This window comes from Mesocryomonas lacus (assembly GCF_055730105.2).
The window spans coordinates 317772-336506 of record NZ_JBUZWF020000005.1; the positions used below are offsets into that span (position 1 = coordinate 317772).

At 67.1% G+C, this 18735-nt stretch carries 18 protein-coding genes; 11 read left to right on the forward strand and 7 right to left on the reverse strand.

Annotated features, from left to right (window positions below):
* Positions 1-8 precede the first annotated feature (8 nt).
* Both ACZLZQ_RS18695 and tesB read right to left on the reverse strand, forming a co-directional pair.
* Positions 9-347: a P-II family nitrogen regulator gene (locus ACZLZQ_RS18695; RefSeq protein WP_472935431.1), complete on the reverse strand. Its 339-nt coding sequence runs from the start codon at positions 345-347 to the stop codon at positions 9-11.
* Between the two features lie 243 nt (positions 348-590).
* Positions 591-1469, reverse strand: a complete 879-nt coding sequence (gene tesB / locus ACZLZQ_RS18700; RefSeq protein ID WP_472950633.1) for an acyl-CoA thioesterase II — start codon at positions 1467-1469, stop codon at positions 591-593.
* Positions 1470-1604: 135 nt separating this feature from the next.
* Between tesB and ACZLZQ_RS18705 the strand changes: the two genes are divergently transcribed.
* The 7 genes from ACZLZQ_RS18705 to cysN all read left to right on the forward strand — a co-directional run bounded on the left by ACZLZQ_RS18705 (position 1605) and on the right by cysN (position 9246).
* Complete coding sequence (locus ACZLZQ_RS18705) at positions 1605-2861, forward strand: ubiquinone biosynthesis hydroxylase (protein WP_472950634.1); 1257 nt, start codon at positions 1605-1607, stop codon at positions 2859-2861.
* Positions 2862-3034: 173 nt separating this feature from the next.
* Positions 3035-3403, forward strand: coding sequence for a DUF2849 domain-containing protein (locus tag ACZLZQ_RS18710; protein WP_472950635.1), 369 nt, complete (start codon positions 3035-3037; stop codon positions 3401-3403).
* Positions 3404-3476: 73 nt separating this feature from the next.
* Entirely contained in the window at positions 3477-5171 is a 1695-nt protein-coding gene (locus ACZLZQ_RS18715; protein ID WP_472950636.1) for a nitrite/sulfite reductase, read from the forward strand.
* Positions 5168-5683 carry a DUF934 domain-containing protein gene (locus ACZLZQ_RS18720; protein ID WP_472950637.1) on the forward strand — a complete coding sequence of 172 codons (516 nt, stop codon included), beginning with the start codon at positions 5168-5170 and terminating at the stop codon, positions 5681-5683. The genes ACZLZQ_RS18715 and ACZLZQ_RS18720 overlap by 4 nt, the downstream gene beginning before the upstream one ends.
* Positions 5684-5867: 184 nt before the next feature.
* The gene (locus tag ACZLZQ_RS18725; RefSeq protein WP_472950638.1) at positions 5868-6695 is read left to right on the forward strand and encodes a phosphoadenylyl-sulfate reductase; all 828 of its coding nucleotides are present in this window, start codon (positions 5868-5870) and stop codon (positions 6693-6695) included.
* Between the two features lie 14 nt (positions 6696-6709).
* Positions 6710-7603, forward strand: a complete 894-nt coding sequence (cysD, locus tag ACZLZQ_RS18730; RefSeq protein WP_472950688.1) for a sulfate adenylyltransferase subunit CysD — start codon at positions 6710-6712, stop codon at positions 7601-7603.
* Positions 7603-9246 (forward strand): sulfate adenylyltransferase subunit CysN, encoded by a 1644-nt coding sequence (gene cysN, locus ACZLZQ_RS18735; RefSeq protein WP_472950639.1) that lies wholly within the window; start codon positions 7603-7605, stop codon positions 9244-9246. Before cysD ends, cysN begins: the two co-directional genes overlap by 1 nt.
* A gap of 397 nt (positions 9247-9643) precedes the next feature.
* On the opposite strand, the gene ACZLZQ_RS18740 is transcribed toward cysN, so the two are convergent.
* A complete protein-coding gene (locus ACZLZQ_RS18740) occupies positions 9644-10306 on the reverse strand; it encodes a YiaD family glycine zipper/OmpA-like lipoprotein (protein WP_472935421.1) in 663 nt (220 codons plus the stop codon).
* A 205-nt stretch (positions 10307-10511) separates the two neighbouring features.
* The gene (locus ACZLZQ_RS18745; RefSeq protein WP_472950640.1) at positions 10512-10916 is read right to left on the reverse strand and encodes a tautomerase family protein; all 405 of its coding nucleotides are present in this window, start codon (positions 10914-10916) and stop codon (positions 10512-10514) included.
* A gap of 94 nt (positions 10917-11010) precedes the next feature.
* On the opposite strand from ACZLZQ_RS18745, the gene ACZLZQ_RS18750 reads away from it, so the two are divergent.
* The gene (locus ACZLZQ_RS18750) at positions 11011-11853 is read left to right on the forward strand and encodes a LysR family transcriptional regulator (RefSeq protein WP_472950641.1); all 843 of its coding nucleotides are present in this window, start codon (positions 11011-11013) and stop codon (positions 11851-11853) included.
* 77 nt (positions 11854-11930) lie between these two features.
* On the opposite strand, the gene ACZLZQ_RS18755 is transcribed toward ACZLZQ_RS18750, so the two are convergent.
* Complete coding sequence (locus tag ACZLZQ_RS18755; RefSeq protein WP_472935420.1) at positions 11931-12962, reverse strand: aspartate-semialdehyde dehydrogenase; 1032 nt, start codon at positions 12960-12962, stop codon at positions 11931-11933.
* Between the two features lie 725 nt (positions 12963-13687).
* Between ACZLZQ_RS18755 and ACZLZQ_RS18760 the strand changes: the two genes are divergently transcribed.
* Positions 13688-15403: an MFS transporter gene (locus ACZLZQ_RS18760; protein WP_472950642.1), complete on the forward strand. Its 1716-nt coding sequence runs from the start codon at positions 13688-13690 to the stop codon at positions 15401-15403.
* Between the two features lie 196 nt (positions 15404-15599).
* On the opposite strand, the gene ACZLZQ_RS18765 is transcribed toward ACZLZQ_RS18760, so the two are convergent.
* Positions 15600-15986, reverse strand: coding sequence for a hypothetical protein (locus ACZLZQ_RS18765; protein WP_472950643.1), 387 nt, complete (start codon positions 15984-15986; stop codon positions 15600-15602).
* A gap of 59 nt (positions 15987-16045) precedes the next feature.
* Positions 16046-17161, reverse strand: coding sequence for a 3-isopropylmalate dehydrogenase (leuB, locus tag ACZLZQ_RS18770; protein ID WP_472950644.1), 1116 nt, complete (start codon positions 17159-17161; stop codon positions 16046-16048).
* Positions 17162-17452: 291 nt separating this feature from the next.
* Here leuB and ACZLZQ_RS18775 point away from each other — a divergent pair, with 291 nt between their 5' ends.
* Entirely contained in the window at positions 17453-18352 is a 900-nt protein-coding gene (locus ACZLZQ_RS18775) for a mechanosensitive ion channel family protein (protein WP_472935416.1), read from the forward strand.
* Between the two features lie 65 nt (positions 18353-18417).
* The gene (locus ACZLZQ_RS18780) at positions 18418-18570 is read left to right on the forward strand and encodes a hypothetical protein (RefSeq protein ID WP_472950645.1); all 153 of its coding nucleotides are present in this window, start codon (positions 18418-18420) and stop codon (positions 18568-18570) included.
* Positions 18571-18735: the final 165 nt, after the last annotated feature.

The window sequence follows — 18735 nt, forward strand, 5'->3', positions numbered from 1 at the left end:
TTCCTTTCTCAGAGCGCGTTGGAATCGACTTCGCCGGTGCGGATGCGCACGGCGGAATCGATGCCGAAGACGAAAATCTTGCCGTCGCCGATCTGGCCGGTCTTGGCGGCGGTGGTGATCGCCTCGACCGCGCGCTCGACCATGTCGGACGCCACGGCGACCTCGATCTTGAGCTTGGGGAGGAAGCTCACGGCGTATTCGGTGCCGCGGTAGATTTCCGTATGGCCCTTCTGCCGGCCGTAGCCCTTCACTTCCGTGACGGTGAGACCCTGGATACCGACAGCTGTCAGCGCTTCGCGCACCTCGTCCAGCTTGAACGGCTTGATGATGGCCATCACGATCTTCATGTGCACCTCGAAAACTGGAGCGGCGGCGAAACGGAAATCGTCCGCGAAAGCCGAGCCACTGCCCTCCGGACCGCATGTCCGCGAGGGTGACTGGTCTCCGTTATTCAAGCCGCGTGCCAATTGCCGGACATGCCGCGATTTAGCCGCATTTTCCCACCGCAGCCGCACACGCCGACGCTGCAATGCATCATTTGGATGCGCTCAAAACTCGCGCATTTGCCTGAATGGTAAGCATGTGATGCTTTAGGAGGCGACGGGCGCGCCCCTGCGAGGTCGGATGAGCCCCTCTTGCGCTACCGAGGCGATCAGGGTTCCGTCCTGGCCAAACAGCGCGCCCCGCGTCAGTCCGCGGCCGCCGGACGAGTTGGGGCTGTCCTGCGAATAGAGCATCCAGTCGGACACCCGGACGGGGCGATGAAACCACATGGAATGGTCGAGGCTCGCCGCCTGGATGCCGGGATCGAACACCGAGCTGCCATGCGCGAACAGCGAGGTGTCGAGGAGGGTCATGTCGGAGAGATAGGCGAGCACCGCCGCGTTCAGCGCCGGGTCGTCGCCGACGTCGGAGATCGCCCGGACCCAGATCTGCTGCACCGGCTCAAGCTTCTCGGTCGTCAGGTAGTGGTCGAAAGAGACCGGCCGGAACTCGATCGGGCGCGGCCGGCGCCAGTAGCGCTGCACCGGCTCGGGCGCCTTCTCCAAGAGCATCGCTTTCAACTCGTCGCCGTGCGGCAGTTCGTCCGGCCCCGGCACGAGTGGCATGGTCGCCTGGTGTTCCAGCCCCGCCTCGTGGCGCTGGAACGAGGCGGCGAGCGTGAAGATCGCCTGGCCGTGCTGGATCGCCGAGACCAGCCGCGTAGCGAACGAGCCGCCGTCGCGGATCCGGTTGACGTCGTAGACGATCGGCACCTTCGGATCGCCCGGCCGCATGAAATAGCCGTGCAGCGAGTGCACCGGCCGGTCGGCGGGGACGGTGCGCTGTGCCGCGACCAGCGCCTGCGCGATCACCTGGCCGCCGAAGACCCGCTGCCAGCCGCCTTCCGGCGAGACCCCACGGTAGAGATTTTCCTCGATCCGCTCGAGATCCAGCGTCTCCAGCAGCTTGCGCACACCCTCGTCCATCCTGGTCCCCCTGCTCTTGTCTTCCCGGTATGGCGCAACCCTTGGCGAGACAAAAGGCTGCGGCACCACGGCATCGGTTGTCCGATCCCGGTGAACCCACTAGATCAAGGAGAACAGCCTATCCGAGGAGCCGTGATGTCTGAGACCCCCGAGCGCTATGACATCGTCGTGGCCGGTGCCGGCTATGTCGGCCTCGCCACCGCCGTCGCCATCGCCGACGCTGCCCCTGGCCTCCGGCTGCTGGTGGTGGACGCGGCGCCCGACGGTGCCTGGCGCCGCGATGGCCGCGCCTCGGCAATCGCGGCCGCCGCGATCCGCATGCTGGACCGCCTCGGAGTCTGGGACGGCATCGCCCATGAGGCCCAGCCGATCACCGAGATGATCGTCACCGACTCCAAGACCGCGGACGTGGTGCGGCCGGTGTTCCTGACCTTCGGCGGCGAGGCGACGCCGGGCGAGCCCTTCGCCCACATGATGCCGAACGTCGCGCTGAACGGCGCCTTGCGGGCCCGCGCCGAGGCGTTCGGCGTCGCGATCCGCGGCGGCACGACCGTCACCGGCTACGACGAGGGCCCCGCCTCGATCGAGATTCATCTCGCCGGCAGCGGCGTCGGGCATCTGGCGAACGGCGAAAGCGTGGAGGCCCGCCTCCTCATCGCGTGCGACGGCGTGCGCTCGAAGATCCGCGACATGGCCGGCATCCGCACCGTGCACACCGATTACGGCCAGTCCGGCATCGTCTGCACGGTCGCACACGAGCGGCCGCACAACGGCCGCGCCGAGGAACACTTCCTGCCGTCCGGCCCGTTCGCTATCCTGCCGCTGAAGGGCAACCGCTCGTCGCTGGTCTGGACCGAACCGACGCGCGAGGCCGAGCGCCTGGTCTCCGGCGACGATCTGGTGTTCGAGCTCGAGCTCGAGCAGCGTTTCGGCCACAAGCTCGGAAAATTGACCGTCGAGGGCGGCAAGCGCGCCTTCCCGCTCGGCCTCACCATCGCCCGCGACTTCGTCAAGCCGCGCGTGGCGCTGGCGGGCGACGCCGCGCACGGCATTCACCCGATCGCCGGCCAGGGCCTGAACCTCGGCTTCAAGGATGCGGCAGCGCTCGCCGAGGTCGTGGTCGACGCGAGCCGTCTCGGCCTCGACATCGGCGCGCTCGACGTGCTCGAGACCTATCAGCGCTGGCGCCGTTTCGACACGGTGCAGATGGGCGTCACTACCGACGTGCTCAACCGGCTGTTCTCGAACGATAATCCGCTCCTGCGCGCCGCCCGCAGTTTCGGCCTGTCGTTGGTCGACCGCGCGCCGGCCGTGAAGCGTGCCTTCATCGCCCAAGCGGCGGGCACCGGCAGTCGCGCCAGCCCGAAACTCCTGCAAGGCGAGGCGATCTAGGCCCGCCTGAACCATCCCGCCTCATTCTCGGCGCCCAGCAGCAAATTCTTCCCCTTCCTGCACCGTTTAGGGAATTGCCGCCGCCGCAGTTTCGGCGGAGAACGCGTAGTTAGAACCATGACAAGCGCCGCCTGCCGGCGATGATGGCATGGCGGCGAACGAAAGGCATCTCGATGGCGAATGAAGCGAAGGCCGGACCCAAAGCCTCCCCGAAGTCGAAGGGGCCGCAGCTTCCCGTCGTCCTCAGCGCCAATAATCTCCTGGAAGGCGACGTCGTCTTCCTCGTCCCCGGCGGCTGGACGCGCAATCCGGCCGAGGCCGAGGTGGCGAACGACACGGCCGCTGCCGAAGACATGCAGGCCCGTGCCGCCGCCGCGGTGAAGGCCAACCTCGTCGTCGATCCCTATCTGGTGCCGGTGGTGATCGACGCCGGCGGCATGCCGGTCGCCCGCCACTTTCGCGAGCTGATCCGCCAGAAAGGGCCGTCGACGCATCCCGATTTCGGCAAGGAAGCCGCCTTCCGCAACACCTACGCCGGCTGACGCTCAGCCCCGCCGCGGAAACTTCTCCCGGTGGAAATTGCTCCGTCACCGTCCCGTCCGAAAGGAAGCCGCGATGTACCGTTACGACGAATTCGACGAGCGCTTCGTGCGCGACCGCGTCGCCCAGTTCCGCGACCAGGTCGCCCGCCGTCTCGACGGCTCCCTGTCGGACGACGAGTTCAAGCCGCTGCGGCTGAAGAACGGCCTCTATCTCCAGCTGCACGCCTACATGCTGCGCGTTGCCGTGCCCTACGGCACGATCAGCTCGAAGCAGCTGCGCCAGCTCGCCCACATCGCCGAAAAATTCGACAAGGGCTACGGCCACTTCACCACGCGCCAGAACATCCAGTTCAACTGGCCTGCGCTGAAGGACGTGCCGGAGATCATGGACCTTCTTGCCGACGTCGAGATGCACTGCATCCAGACCTCCGGCAACTGCATCCGCAACGTCACCGCCGACCAGTTCGCCGGCATCGGCAAGGACGAGGTCGAGGATCCCCGCCCGACCGGCGAGCTGATCCGGCAGTGGTCGAGCCTCCACCCGGAATTCGCCTGGCTGCCGCGCAAGTTCAAGATCGCCGTCACCGGCGCCGAGCACGACCGCGCGGCCATCAAGGTGCACGACATCGGCCTGCGCATCCTGCGCCATCCCGAGACCAACGAGGTCGGCTACCAGGTCATCGTTGGCGGCGGCCTCGGCCGCACCCCGATGATCGGCAAGGTGATCCGCGAATTCCTGCCGAAGGGCGAGCTCCTCGCCTATCTCGAGGCGGTGATGCGCGTCTATAATTCCGAAGGCCGCCGCGACAACAAGTACAAGGCGCGGGTCAAGATCCTGGTGCACGAGACCGGCCCGGAGGAGTTCATCCGCCAGGTCGAGGCCGAATATGCTCAGCTCAATGGCCCGACGATCAATGCCCCGGCCGAGGAAGTCGAGCGGATCGCCGCCTACTTCGCCAATCCGGAGTTCGAAAGGCTGCCCGAGACCTCGGCGCTGCTCGCCGCCGCGCGCCAGATCGATCCCGGCCTCGACCGTTTCGTCGCCCAGAACGGTTTTCCGCACCGCGCGCCCGGCTATATCGCCCTCACCGTCTCGCTGAAGCCGATCGGCGGCGTGCCGGGCGACATGTCGCACGAGCAGATGCGCGCCTTCGCCGATATCGCCGAGCGCTACTCCTTCGACGAGCTGCGCGTCACCCACTCGCAGAACCTTGTCCTACCGAGCGTGCGCCAGGACGACGTGCCGGAGGTCTACGCCGCGCTGAAGGCGGCGGGGCTCGCCACCGCCAATGCCGGCCTCGTCACTGACATCATCGCCTGCCCCGGCCTCGACTACTGCGCGCTCGCCACCGCGCGCTCTATCCCGATCGCGCAGGACATCGCCGAGGTCTTCCGCGACGACATCCGCGCCCAGAACATCGGGCCGCTACAGATCAAGATCTCCGGCTGCATCAATGCCTGCGGCCATCACCATGTCGGCCATATCGGCATTCTCGGGCTGGAGAAGTCCGGCAAGGAGAACTACCAGATCACCCTCGGCGGCGATGCTTCCGAGCATGCCGCGCTCGGCGAGCGGCTCGGCCCCGGCATCGACGGCGACCATGTGCCCGGCGCCATCGAGGCGATCGTCGCGGTCTACCTGAAGGAGCGCGCGGCCGGCGAGGAGTTCATTGCCACCGTCCGCCGCTCCGGTCTCGATCCGTTCAAGGCCGGCTTCACCGCCTATGTCGCCGAGAAGACCGGCGCGACCGTCGAGGAACTCGCATGACCTTGCTTGTCGGCAATGAGGGCGAGCGCGCCGAAGAGTTCACCGAGGTGAACGAGGTCGCCGAGCTGTCGCTGGTCCAGGGCCCGATCCTGGTGCCGCTGGAGGTCATCGACACCGCGATCGAGGACCGGCGCAACCAGCGCCTTGGCCTCGTGATAGCCAATGACGCCGAGATCTCGGCGGTCGAGCCCTATCTCGGCGCGCTCGATCTCATCAGCGTCGTCTTCCCGTCCTTCTCGGACGGTCGCGGCCTGTCGCTCGCCAAGAAGCTCCGCCGCGCCGGCTTCACCGGGACGCTTCGCGCCTCGGGCCCGCTGATCGCCGACCAGTTCGCCGAGGCGCTGGCCTGCGGCTTCGACGAGGTGAAGCTGCCCGACGCGATGGCCGCCCGCCAGCCGCTGCAGCAGTGGATGCACGCCAAGGGCATCGTCGTGAACCACTACCAGAGCGGCTATGGCGAAGGCGAAAGCATCCTGCAGAAGCGCCTCGCCGCCCGCCGCACGGCCGACTGAACGAACCACGGCAGGCACTGCGCGCACAGCGTGCGACGCTCCGGTCTGCCAGCCATCTCCCCGGCCTCGCGGGAGATCAGACACACCGTCAGCCGCCGGCCGGTCTTCCTTCCCGGGAGATGCCGGCAGACGGGCGCCGACGATGCCGTGCGCCAATGCCGGCCCCAACCTTCGAGGCTCATCCATGAGCAATGATTCACGTGAGACACTGGCGGCCGAGCTGAACGCGGCCTTCCCCGCGCTGAGCCCGCTGAAGCGTCTGCAGCTGCTCGTCGAGCGGGTGCCGGGCCGTCCCGTCTTCACCACCAGCCTCGGGATCGAAGACCAGATGCTGACGCATCTGATCTTCCAGAACGCGCTGAAGATCGACGTGAAGACGCTGGATACCGGCCGGCTCTTCCCCGAGAGCTACACCCTCTGGCGCACGACCGAGGAAAAATACGGCCGCCGCATCAAGGCAATGTACCCACAGGCCGAGCCGCTGGAGGAACTCGTCAACGACCAGGGCATCGACGGCTTCTACTACGCACCGGAGTTCCGCAAGGCCTGCTGCGGCGTGCGCAAGGTCGAGCCGCTCGGCCGGGCACTGGCGGGGGCTGCCGGCTGGATCACCGGCCTACGCCGCGACCAGTCGCTGAACCGCGAGAGCATGGAGTTCGTCGGCTATGACGGCGCCCGCGACCTGATCAAGGCCAACCCGCTGTTCGACTGGACGCGCGAGCGCATCCGGCTCTTCACCGAAGAGCAAGGCGTGCCGGTCAACCCGCTGCACGCCCAAAACTTCCTCTCCATCGGCTGCGCGCCTTGCACCCGGGCGCTGAAGCCCGGCGAACCCGAGCGCGCCGGGCGCTGGTGGTGGGAGGAGGAGACGATGCGCGAGTGCGGCCTGCACATCGAGGCCGACGGCCGGGTGGTGCGGACCAAGGATCTCGTCCCCGGCCACCAGCATGGCGACGCCGCCTTCGAGCGGCTCGGCGCCGACGACACGATTGCAAAAGGACCTGCCGCTTGACCCAGACGACGCGCATGACCCACCTCCAGCGGCTCGAAGCCGAGTCGATCTTCATCATCCGCGAGGTCGCCGCCACCGCGGAAAACCCGGTGATGCTCTATTCCATCGGCAAGGATTCGGCTGTCATGCTGCATCTGGCGCTGAAGGCCTTTGCGCCGGGCAAGCTGCCGTTCCCGCTGATGCATGTCGACACCAAGTGGAAGTTCCGCGAGATGATCGAGTTTCGCGATCGTCTCGCCGAGCGGCTGGGGCTGAACCTCATCGTCTACACCAACCAGGCGGGCGTCGAGGCCGGCATCAACCCCTTCGCCTCCGGTTCGCGCGTCCATACCGACGTGATGAAGACCGAGGCGCTGAAGCAGGCGCTCGACATTCACAAGTTCGACGCGGCCTTCGGCGGCGCGCGCCGCGACGAGGAGAAGAGCCGCGCCAAGGAGCGCATCTTCTCGCTGCGCTCGGCCGAACACCGCTGGGACGCCAAGAACCAGCGGCCCGAGCCCTGGCGCCTGTTCAACACCCGCAAGCGGAGCGGCGAGAGTTTCCGCGTGTTCCCGCTGTCGAATTGGACCGAGGCCGACGTCTGGGACTACATCGCGCTCGAGAACATCGACGTCGTGCCGCTCTATTTCGCCAAGCCGCGGCCGGTGGTCGAGCGCGACGGCATGCTGATCATGCGCGACGACGAGCGCATGCAGCTGCTGCCCGGCGAGGTAGTGCAAGACCGTGTGGTCCGCTTCCGCACCCTCGGCGACTATCCTTTGACCGGCGCGGTGGAATCGTCCGCGGCGACCCTTCCCGAGATCATCGCCGAAATGCGCGGCAGCCGCTCGTCCGAGCGCGAGGGCCGGATGATCGACAAGGACGGTGGCGCCTCGATGGAAGAGAAGAAGCAGGAAGGCTATTTCTGATGAGCGCCGTCAACGCCCGCATTCTGGACGCCGAGTTCGCCGGCCCTGCCGCCGACACCGCTGCGGTCCCCGCCCCCGCCCCGTCGCTCTTGCGCTTCATCACCTGCGGCTCGGTCGACGACGGCAAATCGACGCTGATCGGCCGCTTGCTCTATGATTCCAAGGCAGTCTTCGACGACCAGCTGGAAGCGCTGAAGCGCGACTCGAAGAAGTTCGGCACCACCGGCGACGATCTCGACTTCGCCCTCCTCGTCGACGGCCTCTCGGCCGAGCGCGAGCAAGGCATCACCATCGACGTCGCCTACCGCTATTTCTCGACGCCGAAGCGCGCCTTCATCATCGCCGACACGCCGGGCCATGAGCAGTACACCCGCAACATGGCGACCGGCGCGAGCTCGGCGGAGCTTGCGGTCATCCTCGTCGACGCGCGCAAGGGCATCCTGCCGCAGACCCGCCGCCACTCCTTCATCACCTCGATGCTCGGCGTGAAGAGCGTCATCATCGCGGTCAACAAGATGGACCTCGTCGGCTACGACCAGGGCGTCTTCGATGCCATCGTCGCGGGCTACAGGGAGATCCTCCCCTCCCTCGGCTTCACCGACATCGCCTACATCCCGCTCTCGGCGAAGAACGGCGACAACGTCACCGCCCGCTCGCCGCACCTGCCTTGGTACACCGGCGAGACCTTGCTCGAGCGCCTCGAGATCGCCGCGCCCGAGACCTTCGAGGAGGAAGGCGCGCCTTTCCGGATGCCGGTGCAATGGGTCAACCGCCCGAACCTCGACTTCCGCGGCTATTGCGGCACCATCGCCGGCGGCCGCGTCTCGCGCGGCGACGAGGTGGTGGCGCTGCCGAACAACGGCACCACCCGCATCAAGGCGATCTACGGCCCGTCCGGCGAAGTCGCCAGCGCCGGCGCCGGCGAAGCCGTCACGCTGACGCTCGCCGACGAGGTGGACCTGTCGCGCGGCGACGTGCTGGTGCGCCGGGGCGACACGATCGCCGCGCACAAGACGGTGAAGGCCGAAATCCTCTGGATGGTCGAGCGGCCGCTGGTCTCGGGCGGGCGCTTCATCGCCCGCATCGGCTCGGCGCAGACGCCGGCGAGCGTGCGCAGCCTCGACAAGTCGATCGACATCCACACCTACCAGCCGCGCGACGCCAATGCGCTGTTGATGAACGAGATCGGCCGCGTCACCATTGCCTTCGACCGGCCGCCGGTGACGGTGCCCTATGGCGAGAGCCGCGACCTCGGCGCCTTCATCCTGATCGACCAACTGACCAACGAGACCGTGGCGCTCGGCCTCGTCCGCGAGGTCGGCGCCAATGCGCCCGCCCCCGAAGGCGCCGCACTGCCAGCAGCCGCCGCCCTCACCCCGCTGGAGAAGGCGCAGCGCGCCTGGCTCGGCGCCGACGTCGCGCTGCACCCGTCGCGGCGCAAGGGCGCCATCCGCTTCCGCGCGCTGGCGGCCGTCGCCATCGCGCTGCTGTCGCTGCTGCTCGGTCTGCATCTTCTTGCCGCCGTGGTGCTCGGCGTCGCCGACTTCCTGGTCCGCCCGTTCCTGCGCGGCCTCGTCGACCGCACCGAGCGCAAGCCGGCGCGGATCGATCCGACGACGGTCGTCGACGGCGCGGGCATTTGACCCACGGTCACCGCGCGCCCTTTGCACTCTGCGCCAGTTCCCAATCGTCGAGACGGCGCTGCTTCTGCTCTCCGTCGGCGCATGCCTTGCGCTGACGGCGGGGCTGATCGGATAAGTCTTTCGGTAAAGCACGTGGGCTGAACGGCCAATGGCCGGCAAAGCGGCAGCTCGCCCCCCTCTGTCCTGCCGGACATCTCCCCCTCAAGGGGGGAGATCGGCAGTTGCGGCGTCGGCGGTAATAGTTCTCCCCCTTGAGGGGGAGATGCCCGGCAGGGCAGAGGGGGGTGGCCGTCAGGCTCCACCTTCGAAAACCTTGCCCTCGCGCAGTCGCCGTCAGGCTCGGGCCTTCGAAACCTTACCCTTGCGAACTGACCGTCAGGCGCCGCGCTCTCGAGCCTTACCCCTGCGAATACGGCGAGATCGACACTTCCACGCGGCGGTTCTGCGCGCGGCCGTAATCAGTGTCGTTCGGGGCGACCGGGCGGCTCTCGCCAAAACCCTGGACGTTGAGGCGGCGGGCGCTGACGCGCTGGCTGGCGAGGTAGTCGGCGACGCTTTCCGCGCGGCGGCGCGACAGGTCGAGATTGTAGCTGTCGGAACCCTGGCTGTCTGTGTGGCCGTCGACGTCGACGTCGGAGCGGTCGTACTTGGCGAGCACGATCGCGACCGAGTTCAACACGGGGTAGAATTCCGAGCGGATGGAGTCGCCATCCGAGGGGAAGGTGATGTTGGAGGGCATGTTGAGGATGATCCGGTCGCCCTGGCGGGTGACGGAGACGCCGGTGCCTTGCAGCTGGCGGCGCAGGTCAGCCTCCTGGTTGTCCATGTAGGCGCCGATGCCACCGCCGCCGATGGCGCCGATGCCCGCACCAATCAGCGCCGCATTGCCGGAATTGGTGCCGGTCGCCTTGCCGACGAGGAAGCCGCCGAGCGCGCCGACGCCGGCGCCGATGCCCGCGCCGCCGACGGTGTTGGAGAGTTTCTGCTCGCCGGTATAGGGATCGGTGGTGCAGCCGGTCAGCACGATCGTGGCGCAGGCGAAGGCGATGATGGGCTTCATGGGGAACCTCGTCGGACGGCGCAGAGGCGCGCAAACGGACACCGCGCCCGTGTTGGATCGACGCCGGACATCTTGCCGAAAAATGGCGAAATCCGGTTGATTTTTAGTTAAATTGCCGACGATCGCCGAAAGCCGCGGGGTGAGGCGCCGAGGTCACAGCCCCGCGCGCGCTCACGGTCTCTGCCGCCTGCCGCAGCTCCCCGCCTCAGCCCGGATGGGCCGCGGCCCAGCGGCCGTTTTGCGTGCGACCGCCATAGCCGTAGGCATCGCCATCGGCGGCATGGATAAGGACGTAGCTCTCCGCGTGCAGGGGCCCGAGGAGATCGCCCATGTCGGCAAAGGCCGCCGCCACGAAGGCCGTCGTCTCCGCCTTCACATTCGTCCCGACGGTAATCTTGACGTCGAGCCAGAAGGCGGCGAGCCCCGCATCCGTCGGATGGCTGCCGGCGATGAACCAGCTGTCGGGCGCGGCCTCCTCGACCAGCACCGCGGTGACACCCGGATCCTTGCCGAGGTGGTCCGCCGCCAGCCGGGCGGCGGCCGCGGCGATCTCTCGGCGCAGGTCCGGTCCTGGTCGTGGCGTCACGTAGCGAACGGTGATCATCGGCATGTCTTCTCTCCCTTTGCTGGAGACCCACCTTGACGCGGCCAGTAGGAAAGCGGAACGCTATGATGCACACGCCTCATCATAGTGGATCACGATCATGCTCGATCTGAAGTCGGTTCGCCTGTTCGTCCATGCCGCCGATTTCGGCAGTCTGACGCGTGCGGCCGAGGCGGCGGGAACGGTGCAGCCGGTGGTGAGCCAGCGGTTGCGGGCGCTGGAGCTGACGCTCGGGCGAAAGCTGCTGGAGCGCACGCCCCGCTTCGTTCGTCCGACCGCGGATGGCGTGGCCTTCCTCGAACGGGCACGGGCCCTCCTCGCCGCCCATGACGACGCCATCCTCTTCGCCGATGCGCCCGCGGTGCGCTGTGCCATCGGCATCAGCGACCACGCGCTGGGTCTCGGCCTCGAGGCGGTCCTGCGCACGGTGCGGGCGGCACTGCCGGCCGGCGCGACGCTGGAGGTGCGCAGCGGCATGTCGCAGGACATGCGCCAGCTGTTCGACGAAGGACGGCTGGACGCGGCGGTCGTCCGCCGCGAAGGCGGTGGCGCCGAGGGCGAGGTGCTCGGGCAGGATCCGCTGGGCTGGCGGGCGGCCGAGGGCTGGTCCTTGCCCAAGGGCATGCCGATCCCGCTGGCGACCTTGCCCTCGCCTTGCGGTGTCCGGGCCGTCGCGTTGCGGGCGCTCGATGGTGCCGAGATACCCTGGCGGGAGAGTTTCGTCGGCGGAAGCTGCGCAGCGCTTCTCGCCGGCGTGCGGGCCGGCCTCGGCATTGCGCCGATGGGCCGGGCGGCCTCCGGCCATGCCGTCGACCTCGGACCGATGCTGCAGCTGCCTTCGCTCCCCGCCTCGGACATCGTGCTGTTCGCGCGGGCGGGTTCGCCGGCGCTCGCGTCGGCGCTGCGGGCGCTGGCCGGCGCCGTCCGGTCCAGCCTCGCCTGAGGAGAAAAGTCACGAAAACGCCGCCGGCACGGGTGCCGGCGGCGTTTGTCATGCTGGAAGCCTAGAGTTAAGCCGGCTCAGGCCGCCTTCTTCGCCTTGATCAGGCCGCGGTTGACCAGGAGCTCGGCGATCTGCACGGCGTTGAGGGCGGCGCCCTTGCGCAGGTTGTCGGCGACGACCCAGATGTTCAGGCCGTTCTCCAGCGTCTGGTCCTCGCGGATGCGGCTGATGTAGGTCGCGTCCTCGCCGGTCGCCTCGTAGGGGGTGATGTAGCCACCGTTCTCCTGCTTGTCGATGACGAGGCAGCCCGGCGCCTCGCGCAGGATCGCCCGCGCCTCGACGGCGGTGATCGGGTTCTCGAACTCGATGTTCACGGCCTCGGAATGGCCGATGAACACCGGCACGCGCACGGCGGTGCAGGTGACCTTGATCTTCGGGTCGAGGATCTTCTTGGTCTCGGCCATCACCTTCCACTCTTCCTTGGTAGAGCCGTCTTCCATGAAGACGTCGATGTGCGGGATGACGTTGAAGGCGATGCGCTTGGTGAAAGTGTTCACCTCGACGCCATCGGCGACGAAGACCGCGCGGCTCTGCTTGAACAGCTCGTCCATGCCGGCCTTGCCGGCGCCGGAGACCGACTGGTAGGTCGAGACGACGATGCGCTTGATCTTGGCGAAATCGTGCAGCGGCTTCAGCGCGACGACGAGCTGGGCGGTCGAGCAGTTGGGATTGGCGATGATGTTCTTGCGCGAGAACATCGCGACGGCGTCGGCGTTCACCTCCGGCACCACCAGCGGCACGTCCTGGTCGTAGCGGAAGGCCGAGGAGTTATCGATGACGACGCAGCCGGCAGCGCCGATCTTCGGCGACCACTGCTTCGACACCTCGCCGCCGGCCGACATCAGGCAGATGTCGGTGTCCGAGAAGTCATAGGTGTCGAGGAACTGCGTCTTGAGGATCTTGTCGCCATAGGTCACCTCGGTGCCCTGGCTGCGGCGCGAGGCCAGCGCCACGACCTCGTCGGCGGGAAAGCCGCGCTCGTCCAGGATGTTGAGGATTTCGCGCCCGACATTGCCGGTGGCGCCCACGATTGCCAGCTTGAAACCCATCGGTTTCTCCCACTCTCCCCGGTGAAATCTTACGCGCCCCCGATCCCCCCGGGGGAGAGCGCGGGGAGGCAGGCGTCAGATAATCCGGGTTTTGGTGGTGCGCGCGATCATGCCGGGCGATATGCGCGGCAGAGGGCGAAAAGTCAATCGGCAGGGAATTTCGCGGGCGTCAGGGCCTGGAAAGACATCTCGATCGGCAAATAGAAACGGCGGGATCATGGATCCCGCCGAAGAACTGGCTGACCGAGCCGTGACGCGGTCCTGCTGGAATAACCGGCGACCTTAGTCGGGCCGGCGCTGCGGGGCGGCGTTGCCGCGCGTCATGCGCTTGGTAATCCAGGCAAGAATGACGGCTTTGAGAATACCACGGATCATCGGTTCGTCCTTGATGAGAGCAAAGCAGGGGAATGCAGCGGCGGCGGAACGGTTGCGCTGCTCGTAAACTGCGATTCACGTGAAACGTTCGGGCGCGCAGCGCTCCGCCGGCAGCCGGCGAAGGATAGGCCGCTGCAAAGACGCGCCTTTTCTTTCATTACGACTAAGGACGCAATTTTACTCTTTCCGCTTTCGCGCTACTAAAGAGGTTCAACATCGCGTGACCGGACCGGGCACGACGATGGATCAACGGTACGGGCAGGACGCAGACCGTCTCGCCAAAAGATACCGCAGACGGATCTGGAACCTGTCGCCGGCGCATCCGACGACGGCCCTTGGGGAGGGAACACATGACGACGATCGGCACGGATGTCGCGGAGGCCAAACGGCCAATGAACCGCGAGGAGCGGAAGGTGATCCTCGCCTCCTCGCTCGGCACCATTTTCGAATGGTACGACTTCTATCTCTACGGAACGCTCGCCGTCATCATCGGCAAGCAGTTCTTCTCGGCCTTCCCGCCGGCGACGCAGGCGATCTTCGCACTGCTCGCCTTCGCGGCCGGCTTCCTCGTCCGCCCTTTCGGCGCGCTGGTCTTCGGCCGGCTCGGCGATCTCGTTGGGCGTAAATACACCTTCCTCGTCACCATCGTGATCATGGGCCTGTCGACCTTCTGCGTCGGGCTGCTGCCGAGCTATGACCAGATCGGCTGGGCCGCGCCGATCCTCCTCATCGCGCTGCGCATGCTGCAGGGCCTGGCGCTCGGCGGCGAATATGGCGGCGCGGCGGTCTATGTCGCCGAGCACGCGCCACGGGGCCGCCGCGGCTTCTACACCGCCTGGATCCAGACCACCGCGACGCTCGGCCTCCTGCTCTCGCTCGCCGTCATCGTGACGCTGCGCGTCAACATGGGCGAAGAGGCTTTTGCCACCAACTATCCCGTCCTGTTCGGCCTCACGGGCGGCTGGCGCATTCCGTTCCTCGCCTCGGCGCTGCTCCTCGCGGTCTCCATCTACATCCGCCTGCAGATGAACGAGTCGCCGGTCTTCCAGAAGATGAAGGAAGAAGGCACCCGCTCGAAGGCGCCGCTGACGGAGGCCTTCGGCACCTGGAAGAACGGCAAGATCGTGCTGATCGCGCTGTTCGGCCTCGTCGTCGGCCAGGCCGTGGTCTGGTACACCGGCCAGTTCTACGCGCTGTTCTTCCTGCAGAGCATCCTGAAGGTCGACCTCCTCACGGCGAACGTCCTGATCGCCTGGTCGCTGATCCTCGGCACGCCCTTCTTCCTCGTCTTCGGCGCGCTGTCGGACCGGATCGGGCGCAAATGGGTGATCCTCGCGGGCTGCGCGCTGGCTGCGGCGACCTATTTCCCGCTGTTCCATGCGCTGACCAACACCGCCAACCCGACCTATGCCGCCGCCATCGAGAACGTCGACATCCAGGTCTCGGCGGACCCGGCAACCTGCGGATCGCTGTTCGACCCGGTCGGCATCCGCACCTTCACCGAGCCCTGCGACATCGCGCGCCGCACGCTCTCGCAGCAGGCCTTCACCTATACGCTGGTGCCGGCGGCCGCCGGTTCGCCGACGACGGTCAGCGTCGCCGGCACCGACGTCCCGGTCGCCCCGGCGACGCTTGCCGACGGCAAGACCGAGACCTTTGCCCAGCGCCTCGGCCCCGCCACCGTGGCCGCCGGCTATCCCGCCGCCGCCGATCCCGCCAAGGTCAAGGTCGACGGCTTCTTCTCGGTGTTCGGCAATGCGCAGGCCCTGAAGGTGATCGCCATCCTCTGGGTGATGGTGGTCTACGTCACCATCGTCTACGGCCCGATCGCCGCGGCGCTGGTGGAGTTCTTCCCCACCCGCATCCGCTACACCGCGATGTCGCTGCCCTACCACATCGGCAATGGCTGGTTCGGCGGGCTCCTGCCGGCGACCTCCTTCGCCATCGTCGCCTCGACCGGCGACATCTATGCCGGCCTCTGGTACCCCGTCGGCTTCGCGATCCTGACGATCATCATCGGCGTGATCTTCGTGAAAGACCGCCGCAACATCGACCTCAACGACTGACAAGGTCGGCATTTATGAAGAAGGCCCCGGCAATGATGCCGGGGCCTTTTTGTTGGCGTGCTGTCGAAGCGATCCGCAGGCGAAGAGACCGCCGACCTTGGTCGGCAAGGCCGCACGCCATCAGCGCTGCGGCTGATCAAGATCAGCCTCCCGGCCGTATTGAGACCAACGCTGTCCGCAGAGAACGCGCTCCAGCCTAGCGGGATGTCCCTGGCCATCGCGTGCGGAAATGCGCGCCACCTGGAAGGGTGACCTCCGTCCAGGCGCTCTTACTCTCCACCGGAATGATGCTCACAGCCCGATCAAAGATCCTGCGCGCCTCCCCCGGACCTTTCGTCGTGATGCAGAGATCGAACTCGCCCTCGCGTGCTTGTGGCGATGGACGCTCGGTGAATTCGCGAACATCGGGGCTCTGCTGTAGATACCCGACGATGCGTTCATGGCTCTGAAGATCTGTTCCGCAGCAGTAGCTTCCAAAGTGGATGGTGACGTCACAGGCCTCGGCTGCGACCGATGGTGACGCAAGGGCCAGCGCGCTGAGCATCAGCGCGCTGAACGAGCGGCTGCATCCGATGACGACCATGAGACGCTCCGAAAATCAGCCAGGGTAGAGAGAGCCGGCATGTGCGCCGGCCCGCTCCCTTAGGCGGCCAGCTTATCCCGGAACGCCGCCAGAATCGCATCGCCCATTTCCGCCGTCCCGACCTTCGTCGCGCCCGCCGCCATAATGTCGGCGGTGCGGATGCCGCGGCCAAGGACGTCGGCGATCGCCGCCTCCAGCGCGTCGGCCTCCGTGATCATCTGGAAGGAATAGCGCAGGCACATCGCGAAGGAGGCGATCATCGCGATCGGGTTGGCAGCGCCGGTGCCGGCGATGTCCGGCGCCGAGCCGTGCACCGGCTCGTAAAGCGCCTTGCGCTTGCCGGTGACCGCGTCCTCGGCGCCGAGCGAGGCCGAGGGCAGCATGCCGAGCGAGCCGGTCAGCATCGCCGCGATATCCGACAGCATGTCGCCGAACAGGTTGTCGGTGACGATCACGTCGAACTGCTTCGGCGCCCGCACCAGCTGCATGCCGCCGGCGTCCGCCAGCATGTGCTCGAGCTGCATGTCGGCGAACTCCTCGCGGTGCACGCGCGTCAGCACCTCGTTCCAGAGGACGCCCGACTTCATGACGTTGCGCTTTTCCATCGACGTCACCTTGCCGCGGCGGGTGCGCGCCAGCACGAAAGCAGCTCGCGCGATGCGCTCGATCTCGTAGGTGTCGTAGACCTGCGTATCTATGCCGCGCTTCTGGCCGTTGCCGAGGTCGATGATCTCCTTCGGCTCGCCGAAATAGACGCCGCCGGTCAGCTCGCGCAGGATCAGGATGTCGAGACCCTCGATGATCTCCGGCTTCAGCGAGGAGGAATCGGCGAGCGCGGGATAGCAGATCGCCGGCCGAAGGTTGGCGAAGAGTTTCAGGTCCTTGCGCAGCCGCAACAGGCCGGCCTCGGGCCGCACGTCGTAGGGCACGGCATCCCATTTCGGACCGCCGACGGCACCGAACAGCACGGCGTCGGCGGACAGCGCCTTGGCCATGGTCTCCTCGCTGACCGCCGCGCCGCAGGCGTCATAAGCGATGCCTCCAACGAGACCCGTCTCGGTGACGAAGCCGGCGCCCGTCGCCTCGTTCATAAAGGCGATCAGCTTCTCGACCTCGGCCATGGCCTCGGGGCCGATGCCGTCGCCGGGCAGCAACAGGAGCGTGCGGGTGGTCATGTCAAATCCTCCTCCAAGTTCCCGTCTCTGCTAGCGCCGCGGGCGGGATGCCGCAAGGGATCGGCGTTCGCACGGCCTGGCAAGGCTTCCAGTCACTGGAGTTAACCAATTCACTTCAAAGGCAAAACGCCCCGACATCGCCCTGAATCGACCGCAATTTCTCAACCTTCGCTTAACCCTGCTGGCGGATAACCAAGCCATACGAACGAAAGCCGGTGCGGCTCGAACGGCACGCCTTGCGGGGGACCTCTCCCGGGCGGTGGCCGGGCTATGCCGTGGGGAAGAGACGACATGCCCGATTTCATCAGTGAGAAGGCCGCGGACAACCTCGCGATCAGCCTCTGCATTCTCCTCGCCATCCTCGCTTGCCGCTGGGCGGCCGAGTTCTGGATCACCCGCACGACCGACGGCATCGCCGCCCGCCAGCGCCGCTTCACGGTGCGCGCGGTGACCAACATGCTGCTGGCCGTCTGCCTCCTCGGCGTCTGGCTGTCGGAGATCCAGAACCTCGTCTTCTCGCTCGCCGCCGTCATGGTCGCCTTGGTCATCGCGACCAAGGAACTTTTGATGTGCGTCGCCGGCGCGCTGCTGCGCTTCGGCGGGCATCTCTTCAAGGTCGGCGACCGCATCGAGATGAACGGCATCCACGGCGAGGTCATCGACCACGGCCTGTTCTCGACGACGATCATGGAGACGCCGCCGAACGGGCTCGGCCATGCCGGCACCGGCCGCCGCCTGACCTTGCCGAACAGCCTGTTCCTCGCTTGCCCGGTCCGCGTCGAGGCGCAGCCGCGCCAGTTCGCGCCGCACCGCTTCACCGTGACCCTGGAGCACCCGGCACCGATCGCCTTCGCCCTGGCGCGGCTGGAGGCGGCTGCCGAGACGGCGCTCGCCGAGGACCGGGAGCGCGCCAGCCGTTTCCACCGCCTCAGCGTCGCCAAGACCGGCGTCGAGATCGCCGGCCCCGGCTTCGAGGTGACGCTCGCCACCTCCGACATCGGCAAGCTGCAGTTTCACGTGATGCTCTACTGCCTCGCCAAGGATGCGCGCGCCCTGCAGCAGGACGTCACCATCGGCTTCCTCACCGATCTCGCCAGCGTCGGCGACCAGCAGCCCGCCAAATCCAAGGTCACGGACGGCTGGAGCGATCTCGCCCGCAAGCTGCGCGAGCCCCGCACCAACGCCGCCTGATCGATACCGCCTCACCCGCCGACCAGCGCCTTCCCTCCCCGTTCAGCCGACCCAGGATCTTGACCATGCCGACCCGCTCCACCGACCGCCGCCCTTCCGGCATCGCCCGCTTCGATCCCGTCCGCATCGATCCCGCCGCCGTCCTGCGCCAGATCGGCGGCACGCGCCTTGCCGATGTCCGGCAGCCGTCGAAGACCGCCCGCCGCGCCGGCCTCTGAGGTCATCGCAGGTTGAAGGAACGGCACGGATCCAAGCCTCGATTATGGGGCTTTGCTCCAACGGCAAGGGCCGCCGGACCGTCACACGTGAAGACACCCCCTTGCGCGGCCTTGTCGACAGCATAGCTGGAGTGGCAAAGCGCGCCCGCGCGCAGCGGAGCGCCA